Consider the following 14366-nt stretch of genomic DNA (forward strand, 5'->3'; position numbering starts at 1 on the left):
GAGTAAAATTAACAAAGGTTTATAAAATGGAAGTTAAAACAACTGATGATTTTTCTGATCTTGTATTACCTGAAGGAAAAGGTAGTACAGGAATTGTTGCTTATTTAAAGATTGTTTTTATCCCTGCTATATTGTATATTTTAGTGCTTTTAGGGTATTTTGGAAAGATTGATTTTAAAGTAGAATTACATAGTGTTGTAATGATAGGGATTATCTTTTTAGTGGCTTTGATCTTTGCTAGACATAGTGCTGATTATGCTTCAAGTATTTTTGAGCAACAAAAAGATGAGTTTAAGCTGATATTAAAACGCTATATTATGAAGCATTTTTTAGTTATAGGTAAAGAAACAAAGTCAAATGCTAGCTTTGATGATTTTGCATATGCTTATGTGAAAGATTTGAGAAATGAAAATTTTGCTTCTGTGGGTGCAGCTATTTTTCCTATGCTTGGTATTTTAGGAACTTTTATAAGTATAGCCATGTCTATGCCAAATTTTAATTCAAGCGACACAGCGGGCTTAGAACAAGAGATTTCAGTTTTATTAAATGGAGTAGGAACAGCCTTTTATGTATCAATTTATGGAATTTTCTTAGCACTTTGGTGGATATTTTTTGAAAAATACGGTAGTAGTAAATTCCAAAAACTTCTAAATCGTCAAAAAAACGCAACAAGCGATTTTTTCTGGTCTAAAGAAGAAATTGATAGAAAATATCTTCAAGAAAGTTTGCAACATTTTGAAAAAATAGGCACGATTTTTGAACATGTAAGCAATGAGGAATTTTTTAAAGAACTAGATAATACAATAGATAGAAAATTCAAAGTTTTTCAAGAGCTTGTAAATGCTGAAGAAAAAGCTGTAAGATTAAGCAGTGAGCATGTAAAACAAACTATGAGTGATTTATCTAAAACCCAAAGAGAGCAAAAAGATATTGTTAAAACTTATAGCGAGATTGCAAATGCGGTAAATATGTTAAATTCAAACATAAAAGATTTAACTTTAAGAATTTCAGAGCAATATAATAGACTCTTAGATGTGAGTTCAGATAAGATTGTGCATTTAGATAAAAGTGTGAGTGCTTTAGATGAAAAGGTAAATAATTTTTCAAATAATATTGAAAAATATCAAAATCTTATGCTTGATAATCAAACTAAGCTTTTTGAAGGCTTTAGGGCAAGTATTATAGAGGGTATGCATACTTTTAAAGAAGCTTATGAAGATGAAAAAAATATTGACGAAAAAATTTCACTAATGCAAGAATTTAAAGAAGAAAGCAAAGAATTAGATGAGCAAACCACACAAGTTATTGCAAAGCTTGAAAATCAAAAAGAAGATGAAAAAATAGATGATAAAAAATAATTCTAACAATGAAGAAAATAATTTTTGGATAGCTTATGCAGATTTAATGGCGGGCTTGCTTTTTATATTTATTTTGCTTATTGGAGCTATAGTTGTTAAGTATGTTTTAACTCAAAGTGATTTACAAATCATAAAAGAAAATTTACAAAAACAAGAAGAACGCTTAAGAGAGAATAAAGAAGAATTAAACCAAAAAGAAGATATTTTAAAAAGTCTTAGCCAAAAATTAAGTAATACCTCAAGTACACTTGATAATATCAACAAGCAAAAACAAGCTTTAGAAGCTAATATTACTAAACTTAATCAAGATTTAAATTCAAGTTTAGATGAAAAAGATCAGCAAATTTTTGCTTTACTTGAAAGATTAAATAAAAAAGATGAGGAAATCAAAGAATTAGAGCGTAATTTTGATGAGGCGAAAAGTAAAATCAAAGAACTAGGATTAATCAAAGAAAATACCATCAAAAATCTTCAAGCAAAATTTGATACTAATATTACCTTAGATTCTAATACAGGCGCGATAGTTTTACCTTCTGAAGTGCTTTTTGATACAAATTCTTTTACTCTAAAAGCTCAAGCAAAAGAGAATTTAAAGGCAATTTTAACACAGTATTTTGACAATATCTTAAAAGATGAAAATATCTTAAATAGTATAGAAAATATAGTCATAGAAGGTCACACAGATAGTGCAGGCTCTTATATATATAATCTTGATTTATCACAAAAAAGAGCTTATGCTGTGATGAGTTTTATACACTCATTTTACAAAGATCCAAGATTGCAAAAACTTTTAATGGCAAGTGGTAGATCTTATTCTGATGTGATTATGAAAGATGGTAAAGAAGACAAAGGGGCAAGTCGTAGAATAGAGATTAAGTTTAATATCAATACAAATAATGCTTTAGAAAAGGTTGAAAAATACCTTGATAGCAAGTAGAATTGATGTTTTAAAATACAAAGATTTTGAATTTTTACTCAAAAGAGATGATTTACTAGGTTATATTAATGGAAATAAGGCTAGAAAACTAGCCTTATTTGAAAAAAATAAACATTTATTTAAAAAAGGACAAAGATTTATTTCTTTTGGCTCCTCTCAAAGTAATGCTTTAGTTGCTTTAGCTAAGTTTTGTTACGAAAATGATTTTTCGCTTATTTTTGTTTGTGAAAAAATGAGTTCTTTTTTAAAAGAAAATCCCCATGGAAATTTAGAATTTGCATTAAAACACAATGTGAAGTTGATAGAAAATATAAATTATCCCACAAGAAGACTGCAAGCTCTAGCCTTGAAAAAAGATGATGATATTTTTATAGAAGAGGGTGTGGCTATAAAAGAAGCTGAATTTGGATACCAGCAACTAGCCTTAGAGCTTAGTGAGCAGTTAAGTGAAACTGTAAGTATTTTTTTACCTTCAGGTACAGGAACTTCTGCGGCTTTTTTGGCTAAACATAGTAAATTTAAAGTTTTTACATGTGCTTGTGTGGGCGATAGTGCATATTTAAAAGAGCAAATTTTAAGCTTAGAGCCAAATTATGATTTTGATAATTTAACCATATTAAATTCACCTAAAAAATATCATTTTGCTAAGCCTTATTTAGAATTTTATGAGCTTTATAAGGATTTAAAAAAAGAATGTGGAGTGGAGTTTGATTTGCTTTATGATATGGTGGGTTTTAAAACTTTATTAGCTCATAAAGAGCAATTTGGTGGAAAAATCTTATATATCCATCAAGGAGGCCTTGAAGGAAATATAAGCATGTTAAAGCGTTATGAGTATAAATTAAAAAATTCCAAAATAAAAAATCACTAAGATAATCAAAGGTATAATAAATTTAACATAATAATACCATAATTTAAAAATACTTCCTTTTAGGGTATTTTGATTGGAAAGTTCATAAATAGCATCTTTTTTAAGCACCCAACCTACATAAATACAACAAAAAAATGCGGTTAAAACAAAGAATATATTTCCACTAATAAAATCAAAGCTATCAAAAATATTTTTTCCCTTGATGATAGTAATATCTCTTAAAGGACCATAGGTAAGTATACATGGTAAATTCCCTAAAACAAAAATACTTCCAAGTGTTAGATTAATAGCGGTATTTTTAGCTAGTTTAAATTTTTCCTCTAAAACACTAATGATTACTTGATAAATTGGTAAGCTTGTAGTAAGTGCAGCGATGATTAAAAGCAAAAAGAAAAACACACAAATTATACTTCCAAAAGGTATATGTGAAAATGCAACGGGCAAGGTTTTAAAAACCAAAGATGGCCCACTATCAGGGGTTAAACCTACGCTAAATAAAGCTGGGAAAATCATAAATCCAGCAAGCACTGCTATGAGAGTGTTTAAAATTCCTGTATAAACAGAAGTTTTGATTAAATTCTCATTTTTCTTAAGGTGAGATGATAAGGTTATCATTACACCAAAACCCAAAGATAAGGCAAAAAATACTTGTCCTAAAACATCTATAAACAATTTGGGAGTGATTTTAGAAAGATCAGGAGTAAGGTAAAATTTCACACCCTCGCTTGCTCCTTCAAGAGTTAAATTGCGTGCAACAACAACCAAAAGGCAGATAAACAAAAATGGCATAAGGTATTTTACTGACTTTTCTATGCCATCAATCACACCTTTTTTTAAGATAATCCAATTAATTATCACAAATATAGTAGTAAAAATTCCTATTAATAAAGGATTATTTTCTATAGTAGAGCTATAAAATTCGCTTGTATATTGAGCGTTAATGGGACTTGAAAGATTAAAATCGCCTATGATAATTTTAAAAATATAAGCTAAAACCCATCCGCCTATTACCATATAATAAGCCATGATTCCAAAACTACCTAAAAGTCCCATATAGCCAACACCTTGCCAAGAATTAGATATTTTAACTCCATCACTTGTTTTTCCGCCAAAAGCATCGACTGAATTTAGCATTCTGCGTCTTCCTATGACATTTTCGACCAAAATCACAGGAATTCCTATAAAAATCATAGCTATACAAAAGGCCAAAACATAAGCACCGCCTCCATTTTCACCCACTAAATATGGAAAACGCCAAGTGGCTCCAAAACCAATAGTCGCTCCTGCTACTGTAAGGATATAAGTTAGCGTATTACTCCAAGTTTGTCTTTGCATGCTTTTTCCTTGCTAAATTTAAATAAAAAATATTTTAAGATAAAAAATAATACCATTATGCCAAATTTTTATTTATTTTTTTATCAAATTAAAGGAAAATCCATGCAAAAAAAGAAAATTTTGTTTTTAGGTGCAGGATATGCTACTTTATCAGCTATAAAAGCCTTACCTGATGAGTTTTTTGAAAAAGCACAAGTGAGTTTGATTAATAATAATTCTTATCATTATCATACTATTTTACTACACAAAGTAGCTTCCAATGAAGATATTTATAGTTCAAAATATGATCTTTTGCCTTTATTAAATCCAAAAATCAACTTTATCCAAGATGAAGTTTTAAAAATTTCTAAAGACAAAGTTTTTACTAAAAATAATGAATTTGACTTTGATATTTTAGTATGTGGGCTTGGTTTCGCCAAAGAAACTTTTGGTATTAAAGACATGCAAGAATATGCTTTGAGTATAGATAATTATGAAAATGCTTTAAAAATTAATGAAATAATATATGAGAAAATAAAAAATTATAAAACCACCAAAAATGAAGATGATTTAAAAATCGCAGTTTGTGGCGGGGGCTTAAGCGGGGTTGAATTTGTAGCTTCTTTAGCTAAAGAGCTTAAAATATTTTGTCAAAAAGAGCAAATTTCTTATGAGAAATTAGAACTTTCTATTATTGAAGCTATGGATCAAATTTTACCTATGTTTGATAAAAGTTTGGCTCTAAAAGCAAAGCAAAGACTAGAAGCACTTGGTGTGAAAGTATATGAAAAATCTAAAATTATAGAATGTGAAAAAAATGGTATAAGGCTTGATGGGGGAGAATTTATTAAAGCTAATACTATCATTTGGACTGCAGGAGTTAGAGGTAATAGCGTTATAGAAAATAGCTCAGATTTTCCAAGCACAAGATCGCGTATAGAAGTAGATGCTTTTATGCATCCATTAAATGTTGAAAATTCATCAAAATACTTTTTTATAGGCGATAATAGTTTATTTAAAAACCCTAAAACTAACACTCCATATCCTCCAACAGCCCAGCTTGCATTAAGAGAAGGAGCTTATGTGGCTAAAGCTTTAATGGCTATGATTGATGAGAAAGATTTTAAACAAGAATTTTCTTTTGTGAGTGGAAATACCGTTTGTTCAATAGGAAAAGATTATGCAGTTGGCACGGTTTTACATAAACCAATTAGTGGTCTTTTGGCAATAAAACTTAAAATTTTTATAGAAAAACTATGGCAATATCAGCTTATGGGGATAAAAGGATTTTTTAAATAAACATATAAGAATTATCATAAGTATGGTTTAATCTAGCTTGAACACTCTCTTTCCATCCTTTTGTTAGGGTGGAAATTTTTTCTAATTTTTCTAAAGAATTTGAATTTTTAAAAGGATTAAAAAATAATTGATTTAACTCCATAATACTTAAATTAGTTTCATCTTTTTGTAAGATTTTGATTTTGTCGTTTTTGTTTATTATGCCTTCTTTTAAGACTCTATAATACCATCCAGTTCTTCCACTTTTGAAAATTTCTTGAGTGAAATTTAAGTGATTGTGTATGCTAGAAATTTTAAAACAAGGCTTGCGCGGTTGACTTACTTGTAAAATACAAGTACCTATCTCATGTATATCTCCACAACAAACATTATTTTCATTTAAACCATCAATACTTAAATTCTCTCCCATTTCTCCAAAATTTAAGTATTTATTTAAATAATTATTCCATAAAGTATAGTTTTGTACACTATTTACAAAAACAACTTTTTCTAAATTTCCATGATGAATTTTATCGGCTATTTCATTATTAAGAATACAATCTGTATAAATTTGCAAAGAATCTAAATAAATATCCTTGATAAATGCTGAATGAAATTTATTATAGTTTTTGATTTTGCCAATTTGTAAAGATTTAATAGAGCTCATCAAGGAACTTTACTTAAAAATTCATTTGCATCTACATAGCCTATAATGCGTCCTTTTTCTTCACTTTTGTTAAAAAATATCATCACAGGAGGTCCAAAAACTCCAAATTCTTTCATAAGAGCTAAATCTTCTTGGCTATTATGTGTTACATCTGCTTTTAAAAGTGTATAATTAGCAAGTAAATTTTGTACTTTAGCATCTGTAAAAGTATATTCTTCTAAGAGCTTGCAGTTTTCACACCAAGCGGCTGTAAATTCAAGCATAACAGGTTTGGTAGAATTTTGTAATTCTTGCTTAAGTTCTTTTAAATTTTTAATGGTTTTAAAACTTAAACTAGGGCTATTTTCTTTTGAAGCAAGGTTAAACTCAAGAGGTTTTAGTAAGCTTTTTGAACCCATTGAGCCGCCTAAAATTAGGCTTAAACTGTAAGTTAAAACTAAAATCATACTCGCTTTTTTAAATTTATCAAAATTAGTTTTAGCTTCATCAAATAAACCCATAAAACTAGCAAAAAATATCCCTATAATTCCATAAAGTATCAAAATGATATTTGCACTAAGTATTCTTTCTAGCATCCAAACTGCCATAATGAGCATGATAAAACCAAAGAAAATCTTTATCTTAAGCATCCAAGCCCCACTTTTTAAAAGATTTCCTCCAAGACCTATTAAGAGTAAAGGCATGCCCATACCAAAACTCATCACAAATAAAGAAAGTCCTCCCAAAAATACATCACCACTATTAGTAATATAAAGCAAAGCTCCTGCTAAAGGTGCAGCCACGCAAGGACCTACAATAAGAGCTGATAAAAAGCCCATGATAGCTATACCAAAAACTCCATTTTTGCCTTCTATTTTTTTATTGATAAAATTTTGAAATTTAAGCGGTAATTGTAATTCATAAAGTCCAAACATAGAAAGTGAAAGTAATACAAAAATGCCTGCAAAAGTAATGATAATCCAAGGTTGTTGTAATAAACCTTGTACATTAGCCCCTGCAAGGCCTACTAAAGCACCTGCTATAGCATAAGCTAAAGACATAAAAAAGACATAGATAAAAGATAAATAAAAGCTATGTTTTTTAGATGGTTTGTCTTTGAGCTTCATTGCAATTAATGAAGAAAGAATAGGTATCATTGGTAAAATGCAAGGAGTAAGTGCTAATAATAAGCCATAACCAAAGAAAGTCAAAAGTGTGATAAATATATTTTGCGTACTTAAATCATTAGCAATTTGTTCATCTTCATTTTGCTTTTTAAATTGATCTTTAGTGGATTTTATAGCATAAATTCCATTTTGTTTATTAAGCTCATAATTTACATATATAGGACGATAGCATAAACCTTCTTCTGAACAACCTTGATAAGCTAGGGAAAGTTTTGCTTTGTTATTTTTAATAAAATCATCTAATAATAATTGAGGTATGAAAAGTTCAAGTTGGCTAAAAATTACTTCTTTGTTTTCTCTAGTTTGAGTTTGTGGGAAATTTAATAAAGAAGTAATATCATTAGAGTCTAATTCTACTTTGATTTGATCTTTATAAAGATAAATTCTATCTGCAAGATTGATTTTTAAAAAAATTCCTTGATTATTGCTGTGAGTATTGAGTTTAAAGGCTTCATTAAGTGATAATACTCCATTGTTAGCAAAAGCTAAATTTAAAAAAATAAAAAATACCGCTAAAAAACGCATTTTTCTCCTTGAAATTGAAAATTAAATTTGTTTTATTTTACTTATTTGTGGTAAATTTAAGTTAATAATTATCCTAAATTAAGGAGTTTGTTGTGGATAAGGATAAATTTACTCTTATTAAAGTGAAAAAATCAACACTTGAGTATGAAAGCGAGCTTAGAAGATTACAAATTGAGCTTTTAAAATTTCAAAATCATGTCAAAGATAAAGGATTAAAAGTTTTGATTTTAATTGAAGGGCGTGATGCAGCAGGAAAAGGTGGTGCTATTAAAAGATTAATTGAACATTTAAATCCTAGAGGTTGTCGTGTGGTAGCACTTGAAAAACCAAGTGATGTGGAAAGAACTCAGTGGTATTTTCAGCGTTATGTGACACATTTGCCTGCAGCAGGAGAGATAGTGATTTTTGATAGATCTTGGTATAATAGAGCAGGGGTGGAACCTGTGATGGGCTTTTGTACTCCAAATGAGCATAAAAAATTCTTGCGTGAGGTGTCTTCTTTTGAAGAAATGCTACTTGATAGTGGAATTTTGTTTTTTAAATTTTATTTTTCAGTTTCCAAACAAGAGCAAAAAAGGCGTTTTGAGCAAAGGAGAACAGATCCGCTAAAACAATACAAACTTTCTGTTGTTGATGAAAAATCACAAGAATTATGGGATAAATACACTCTAGCCAAATATTCTATGCTTTTAGCTTCTAATACACCAAAATGTCCTTGGGTGATCATTAATTCAGATAGTAAAAAGAAAGCAAGGATAAATTTATTTAAATATCTACTTAATTCTTTAGAGTATCCAAATAAAATTAAAAATAAGTATTTTAAATATGATAAAAAATTAGTCCGTAGCGGTGAGGAAGAAATTCGTAAGATGGAACTTAGTTTAAATGATGAAAAACTTAAAAAATTTGATAAAAAATAAAGGCTAGAATTGAATCATCTTTTTATAGTGCGTAATAAATTTAATGAGCATAAAAAAATCAGTCCAAAGGTGTTTGCGGTTAATGCCTTTTTGCTAGCATTTTTATTGTTTTTATTTTTTTATTTATCTTTTTTAAGTGCTAGTTATAATTTTGATTTTATGGCAATTTATGAGTATAAAGACAAAATGATACAAGGTTTTTTTACGAGTTTTTTTATTAGTGTTTTGTCTTTGATTGTAGGTGTGATTTTTGCTTTGATTTTGTGTTATATGAGTCTTTGTAAAATCGTGCTTTTTAATATGTTTGCAAGAGTTTTTATAGAGCTTATTAGAGGCACACCTTTGCTAGTGCAAATTTTATTGATTTATTATATTTTTGCAGATAATTTGGGGCTTGATAATCGCTATGTTTGTGGAGTTTTGATTTTAGCTTTATTTGCTAGTGCTTATATTTGTGAAATATTTAGAGCAGGGATTTTAAGTGTTGATAAAATGCAATATGAAAGTGCTAAGGCTTTAGGTTTGAGTGAGTTTGAAATTTATAAAAGTGTGATTTTTCCTCAAGCTTTAAAAAATATCTTAGCACCACTAAGTGGACAACTTAGTAATTTGATTAAAGATAGCTCTCTTTTAAGCGTTATAGCTATTTCAGAATTAACTCAAAATGCTCAAGAAATTAATGCTTTTACCTTTTCTACTTTAGAAATTTATATTCCCTTAGCGCTTTGTTATTTGTTTTTAACTTTACCTATTTCTATGTTTTCAAGAAAGCTTGAAAAGAGTTTTTCTTAAAAGAAAAACTCAAGCTTTTGTTCTTTGAAAACTTCTTGTATATCTTTGAGATATTTTTGACTTAGTTTATCAAAAAGACCATTTTTTTTAGATTTTAAAATAAACTCATTGAGCTCTTCTTTTAATTTGGTATTGTTTTTATTTAAAGCTATGGCCCATTGCTCAGGTGTTTTTTCAAAAGGGGTAAAAATAGCTTTTGTTTGCTCAGGATGTTTTTTCCATGCTTTATAAATACTCATTTGATCATAAATAAAAGCATCAGCTTTTGCTTGAATGACTTCTAAAATGGCTGCATTTTCTTTATCAAATACTAAGATTTTTGCGTTTTTAAGATTTTTTTGAGCATATAAATGTGCACTTGAACCTCTTTTTAAAGCAAGGATTTTTCCTTTTTGATTTAAATCTTCTATGGAATTAATATTTGATTTTTTAGCGCTTAATATCGCTAAATTTGCCTTAGCATAAGGCAAGGTAAAATCTATTACTTTTTTTCTTTGCTCGCTTATACTCATAGAAGACATGATTAGATCTATTTTTTGAGTTCTTAAAGCAGGTATAAGTCCATCCCAAGCTATGTTTTGAATTTTTAAATCATAGTTTTTTTCCTTAGCAAAGGCTTGTAAAAACTCTACACTAATACCACTTGGATTACCTTTAGTATCACTCATTTCAAAAGGAGGGTAGGCTAACTCCATGCCTACGATTAATTCTTTTGCATGAAGTGTAAAAAACAAGCTTAGTAAAAAAAATATTTTTTTCATTTTTTAACTCCAAATTTAGCCAAAGCCCTTTCATAATCTTCTTTTGTATCTATACCTATGCTTTGACTTTGTATTTTTAACATTTTGATTTTTTTGCCATTTTCTAAGGCTCTTAATTGTTCTAATTTTTCACATTCTTCTAAAGCTGAGTTTTTTAAAGTACAAAATTCTTGTAAATTTTTAACCCTATATGCATAAATTCCAAGATGGGCTTTAAAATTTTGTTTATAATTTGCCCTTTCATAAGGAATTTTAGATCTTGAAAAATATAAAGCATAATCATTACTATCAGTAACTACTTTAACCAAATTTGGATCATCACAAGCTTTCGCATCTACTTCTTTGTAGCAACTACTCATAAAACAAAGCTCATCTTCAAAAGCTTTTTGGCTAAATTCTTTAAAATCTTTAATATTTTGTGTTTCTATAAAAGGCTCATCAGCTTGGACATTAATAATTAGCTCATTTTCATTTAGTTTTAAAATTTGACAAGCTTCGTTGATCCTATCAGTGCCACTTTCATGATTTTTGCTTGTTAAAACTGCTTTTATATTGTGTTTTTGTGCTATTTTTAAAACCTCTTCATCATCAAGTGCCACATACACTTCATCAACTTCTTGCATTTTTTTAGCTGTATAAATAAACATAGGTAAATTATCAATCTCACATAAAATTTTATTTTCAAAACGACTTGATTTTAATCTTGCTGGTATGATTATCATTGTTTTATCCATTCTATAATAGTTTGTTTTAGATTTTCAAGTTTGCAAACTTGATTTTGTTTTTGAGTGCTTGTAAATAAGCTTGCAATATTTGGATGAATTTCTTGCTTAAATTCTTTTGCAAGTTCTTGCATACAAGCTTGTTCATCTTGACATTCTTTGTTATAAATTGCTTGATACATACTTGGGGTAAATTTACTCCATTGTGCTGTGGAAGTGATGAGTGTCGTGGTGTTAGAATCAAGCATTTTAAAGCAAGTGCAAGTGTGAGGATCTAAAAGTCCTAAGTGGCTGTATTGTTTGATATATTGCATACACTCATCATCATTGCAAAAATCAGCTTCAAAGTCTTCTTGTAAAAGCTCTAGTTCTTTTTGGCTAAGCTCATAATATTTTTCATTCTTTAAAGCTTGCATAAGTTCTTTGGTGCGTTCATCTTTAAATTTATCAAAAAGCAATCTTTCTATATTTGATGATATGAGTATATCCATAGCAGGGGAAATAGTCTTTTGTAAGTTTTTATTTCTTAAATCATATTTACCTGTATTAAAAAACTCACTTAAGATATTGTTTGAATTGGAAGCAATTTTAATTTTACCTATATTTGCTCCCATTTTTTTAGCATAATAAGCTCCCAAAGCATCGCCAAAATTTCCACTTGGAATGATGATGTCTATTGTTTTATCAATTTTTAAGCTAGCATAATAATGATAGATGATTTGAAAAAGTATTCTTCCAAAATTAACTGAATTTGCAGCACTTAGACTTAACTTTTCTTCTTTTAAAGTATTTTTAAAATCTTCATCATTTAAAAGTGTTTTTAGGGCATTTTGTGCATCATCAAAATTACCTTCAATGGCTATGGATTTTAAATTGCTTGCATTTGAGTGTGTCATTTGTAAAGCTTGAGTTTTGCTTGTGCCTTCATTTGGGTAAATGCAAACTACTTTTATGCCTTTTTTATTTTCAAAGCTTTTTAGCGTAGCAGGTCCTGTATCGCCACTTGTAGCACACATGATTAAAAAATCATCATCTTTTTTTAAGCATTCCAAAAGCACGCCAAAAGGCTGCAATGCCATGTCTTTAAAAGCTCTTGTTGGCCCATGAAATAATTCATTAATATAAAGCTTATCATTAATTTTTCTTAAATTAATAGGGCAGGTTTTATCATCAAAACTCTCATAAGTTTTCAAAGCTTTTTCAAAAACTTCAGGCTCTAAATCAAAATCAAAAGCTGCGATGATTTTTAAGGCTAATTCTTTGTAGTTTAAATTTTTTAAAGCTTCATTATCAAGCTTTGGTAGATTAAGTGGTGCATATAAAGCATTATTAGGTGCACTAGGGCTAAGTAAGGCCTTTGAAAAGCTTACTTGGTGATTTTTATCTTGGGTTGAGTGTAGTAACATTTTTTTCCTTATTGTTAAATTTATCAATATAATCTTGTAAAATTTGCTTAAAGCTGTCTTTTAAAATAATATCAAGATGAATAAGTTCAGTTTTAAAGCCAAAATCTTTTACCTTGACATAGTCTTTAAAGGTTAGCATTAAGGTATCACAATTGTGTTTTTTTAAAAGTTTTTCTAATTCTTCTTTTTGAAAAGTGTAATGATCAGCAAAAAAATAACAAGCCCTAGCTTTGATAAAATGCTCATATAATCTAAAAGGCTTTGCAATAGAGCTTATTAAAATAGCTTTTTGATTTTCTTTTACATGAGAATAACGCACAAAATCTTCATTTTCTTTAGCTGTAAAATCAGCCCTTTTAGTAAAAGATTTTGGCAAACGATAAGCCCCACTAGGTAGGGTAAAATCAAAAAAAGGCTCATCTTTGCTTTGTAATAAAATATTAAGTTTTTTAATATGAAATTTAGAAAAAGCATCGTCTAAAAGTATGATCTTTGCTCCAAGTTCGATAGCTTTTTGTATGCCTTTAACTCTATCTTCACTTACTATCACTCCGCTAATATGCTTTGTAAGTGCATACTCCATAGCTTCATCGCCACTTTCTTTAATGCTGCATAAAATTTTATCTTTGTGTTTAACGATGATTAAGCCTTTACTTTGTCTTTTATAGCCTCTTAAGATGATAAAACAATTTTCAAATTCAGCAGCTATGGCTTTACAAATGGGGGTTTTTCCATTGCCTCCTAGGGTTAGATTACCTATGCTTATAATGGGTAAATTAAAATCAAGTTCTTTTTTAAATTTAGTATTTAAAATAGCTATAATCATATATAAAAAGCTAAAAGGTAAAAGCAAAAAGGCTAGAATTTTTTGTAAAAAATTAGGTTTAAAAAAATACCGATCAAGCCAAGTCATATGTATTCTTTAATGTTGTTGGAAGTTTTCTTTTAAAGGCATTATTTTGCATACGCTCTAAGACTAAATTTTTTAAATTTTCATCAAAATTTTCCAAGCCTTGATTATTTTCTAAAGCTTTTAAAACTTCATCTAAAACTTCATATTTATAGCCAAGATCTTTTTCATCGCTTTGATTTGGCCAAAGATCAGCACTAGGGGCTTTTTGTATGAAATTTTCATGTACACCTATAAATTTAGCAAGCTCAAAAACTTCACTTTTATAAAGTGTAGCTAAAGGATTAAAAGCGCAAGCTAAATCCCCATAAATAGTTCCATAACCAAGCATAAGTTCGCTTTTATTAGAAGTGCCTACCACTAAAGCATTATGCAAGGCTGAATAATCATAAAGCAAGCTCATACGCACTCTTGCAGCTAAATTCCCAAAGCGTAAATGGCTTAAATCTTGACAAATTTTTTCATAAGCACAAAGTACTTCATCAATATAAATGATCTTATGATGAATTTGCAAATGATCACACAGCATTAACGCATCATCTAAATTTTCTTTTTTAGAATATTTTGTAGGCATTAAAAGCACAAAAAGTTTTTCACCTACTGCTTTTTTGCAAAGATGAGCTACTAAAGCTGAATCTATCCCACCGCTTAAACCTAAGATGAGATTTTTATCTCTTGCTTGTTCTTTTATAAAATTGATCAATAATTCTTGTAATTTTGTATAATTCATAAAAAATCT

14 protein-coding genes are annotated in these 14366 nt (G+C 28.9%); 6 read left to right on the forward strand and 8 right to left on the reverse strand.

What is annotated here, in order from left to right; translation table 11 throughout:
- Nucleotides 1–26: 26 nt before the first annotated feature.
- From L8W69_RS00980 to L8W69_RS00990, 3 genes are read left to right on the forward strand one after another with little or no spacing between them, the layout of a single operon-like run.
- Nucleotides 27–1358, forward strand: a complete 1332-nt coding sequence (locus L8W69_RS00980) for a MotA/TolQ/ExbB proton channel family protein (RefSeq protein WP_263666191.1) — start codon at nt 27–29, stop codon at nt 1356–1358.
- Nucleotides 1345–2295: an OmpA family protein gene (locus L8W69_RS00985; RefSeq protein WP_263662546.1), complete on the forward strand. Its 951-nt coding sequence runs from the start codon at nt 1345–1347 to the stop codon at nt 2293–2295. The genes L8W69_RS00980 and L8W69_RS00985 overlap by 14 nt, the downstream gene beginning before the upstream one ends.
- On the forward strand, nt 2282–3166 hold the full coding sequence (locus tag L8W69_RS00990; protein WP_263666193.1) for a 1-aminocyclopropane-1-carboxylate deaminase/D-cysteine desulfhydrase: 885 nt from the start codon (nt 2282–2284) through the stop codon (nt 3164–3166). The genes L8W69_RS00985 and L8W69_RS00990 overlap by 14 nt, the downstream gene beginning before the upstream one ends.
- Here the strand turns inward: L8W69_RS00990 and L8W69_RS00995 are convergent.
- Nucleotides 3137–4501, reverse strand: coding sequence for a sodium-dependent transporter (locus L8W69_RS00995; RefSeq protein ID WP_214126899.1), 1365 nt, complete (start codon nt 4499–4501; stop codon nt 3137–3139). The genes L8W69_RS00990 and L8W69_RS00995 overlap by 30 nt on opposite strands.
- A gap of 102 nt (nt 4502–4603) precedes the next feature.
- Here L8W69_RS00995 and L8W69_RS01000 point away from each other — a divergent pair, with 102 nt between their 5' ends.
- On the forward strand, nt 4604–5779 hold the full coding sequence (locus L8W69_RS01000) for an NAD(P)/FAD-dependent oxidoreductase (RefSeq protein WP_263666194.1): 1176 nt from the start codon (nt 4604–4606) through the stop codon (nt 5777–5779).
- On the opposite strand, the gene L8W69_RS01005 is transcribed toward L8W69_RS01000, so the two are convergent.
- Nucleotides 5772–6425: an MOSC domain-containing protein gene (locus L8W69_RS01005; RefSeq protein WP_263666195.1), complete on the reverse strand. Its 654-nt coding sequence runs from the start codon at nt 6423–6425 to the stop codon at nt 5772–5774. The genes L8W69_RS01000 and L8W69_RS01005 overlap by 8 nt on opposite strands.
- The gene (dsbD, locus tag L8W69_RS01010; protein ID WP_263666196.1) at nt 6425–8116 is read right to left on the reverse strand and encodes a protein-disulfide reductase DsbD; all 1692 of its coding nucleotides are present in this window, start codon (nt 8114–8116) and stop codon (nt 6425–6427) included. The genes L8W69_RS01005 and dsbD overlap by 1 nt, the downstream gene beginning before the upstream one ends.
- A 77-nt stretch (nt 8117–8193) precedes the next feature.
- Here dsbD and ppk2 point away from each other — a divergent pair, with 77 nt between their 5' ends.
- Both ppk2 and L8W69_RS01020 read left to right on the forward strand, forming a co-directional pair.
- Nucleotides 8194–9036 (forward strand): polyphosphate kinase 2, encoded by an 843-nt coding sequence (gene ppk2 / locus L8W69_RS01015; protein ID WP_220567128.1) that lies wholly within the window; start codon nt 8194–8196, stop codon nt 9034–9036.
- A gap of 9 nt (nt 9037–9045) precedes the next feature.
- Complete coding sequence (locus L8W69_RS01020) at nt 9046–9828, forward strand: amino acid ABC transporter permease (RefSeq protein ID WP_263662549.1); 783 nt, start codon at nt 9046–9048, stop codon at nt 9826–9828.
- On the opposite strand, the gene L8W69_RS01025 is transcribed toward L8W69_RS01020, so the two are convergent.
- Genes L8W69_RS01025 through L8W69_RS01045 form a run of 5 tightly spaced genes read right to left on the reverse strand, consistent with a single transcriptional unit; the run spans nt 9825 to nt 14357 of the window.
- A complete protein-coding gene (locus tag L8W69_RS01025) occupies nt 9825–10589 on the reverse strand; it encodes a transporter substrate-binding domain-containing protein (protein ID WP_263666197.1) in 765 nt (254 codons plus the stop codon). The two genes, L8W69_RS01020 and L8W69_RS01025, sit on opposite strands and share 4 nt — an antisense overlap.
- A complete protein-coding gene (gene kdsB, locus L8W69_RS01030) occupies nt 10586–11311 on the reverse strand; it encodes a 3-deoxy-manno-octulosonate cytidylyltransferase (protein ID WP_263661784.1) in 726 nt (241 codons plus the stop codon). The genes L8W69_RS01025 and kdsB overlap by 4 nt, the downstream gene beginning before the upstream one ends.
- Nucleotides 11308–12717: a threonine synthase gene (gene thrC, locus L8W69_RS01035; RefSeq protein ID WP_263661783.1), complete on the reverse strand. Its 1410-nt coding sequence runs from the start codon at nt 12715–12717 to the stop codon at nt 11308–11310. The genes kdsB and thrC overlap by 4 nt, the downstream gene beginning before the upstream one ends.
- Nucleotides 12692–13630 carry a tetraacyldisaccharide 4'-kinase gene (locus L8W69_RS01040; RefSeq protein ID WP_263661782.1) on the reverse strand — a complete coding sequence of 313 codons (939 nt, stop codon included), beginning with the start codon at nt 13628–13630 and terminating at the stop codon, nt 12692–12694. Before L8W69_RS01040 ends, thrC begins: the two co-directional genes overlap by 26 nt.
- Nucleotides 13617–14357 carry an NAD+ synthase gene (locus L8W69_RS01045; protein WP_263661781.1) on the reverse strand — a complete coding sequence of 247 codons (741 nt, stop codon included), beginning with the start codon at nt 14355–14357 and terminating at the stop codon, nt 13617–13619. The genes L8W69_RS01040 and L8W69_RS01045 overlap by 14 nt, the downstream gene beginning before the upstream one ends.
- Nucleotides 14358–14366: the final 9 nt, after the last annotated feature.

Source organism: Campylobacter sp. CNRCH_2016_3089 (assembly GCF_025772505.1).
Lineage (GTDB): Bacteria > Campylobacterota > Campylobacteria > Campylobacterales > Campylobacteraceae > Campylobacter_D > Campylobacter_D lari_D.

What these genes read in the sequence shown, in the direction of transcription:
- L8W69_RS00980 (WP_263666191.1), top strand. Translation starts at nt 27, where the DNA reads ATGGAAGTTAAAACAACTGATGATTTTTCTGATCTTGTATTACCTGAA.
- L8W69_RS00985 (WP_263662546.1), top strand. Translation starts at nt 1,345, where the DNA reads ATGATAAAAAATAATTCTAACAATGAAGAAAATAATTTTTGGATAGCT.
- L8W69_RS00995 (WP_214126899.1), bottom strand. Translation starts at nt 4,501, where the DNA reads ATGCAAAGACAAACTTGGAGTAATACGCTAACTTATATCCTTACAGTA.
- L8W69_RS01000 (WP_263666194.1), top strand. Translation starts at nt 4,604, where the DNA reads ATGCAAAAAAAGAAAATTTTGTTTTTAGGTGCAGGATATGCTACTTTA.
- L8W69_RS01005 (WP_263666195.1), bottom strand. Translation starts at nt 6,425, where the DNA reads ATGAGCTCTATTAAATCTTTACAAATTGGCAAAATCAAAAACTATAAT.
- dsbD (WP_263666196.1), bottom strand. Translation starts at nt 8,116, where the DNA reads ATGCGTTTTTTAGCGGTATTTTTTATTTTTTTAAATTTAGCTTTTGCT.
- L8W69_RS01025 (WP_263666197.1), bottom strand. Translation starts at nt 10,589, where the DNA reads ATGAAAAAAATATTTTTTTTACTAAGCTTGTTTTTTACACTTCATGCA.
- kdsB (WP_263661784.1), bottom strand. Translation starts at nt 11,311, where the DNA reads ATGATAATCATACCAGCAAGATTAAAATCAAGTCGTTTTGAAAATAAA.
- thrC (WP_263661783.1), bottom strand. Translation starts at nt 12,717, where the DNA reads ATGTTACTACACTCAACCCAAGATAAAAATCACCAAGTAAGCTTTTCA.
- L8W69_RS01040 (WP_263661782.1), bottom strand. Translation starts at nt 13,630, where the DNA reads ATGACTTGGCTTGATCGGTATTTTTTTAAACCTAATTTTTTACAAAAA.
- L8W69_RS01045 (WP_263661781.1), bottom strand. Translation starts at nt 14,357, where the DNA reads ATGAATTATACAAAATTACAAGAATTATTGATCAATTTTATAAAAGAA.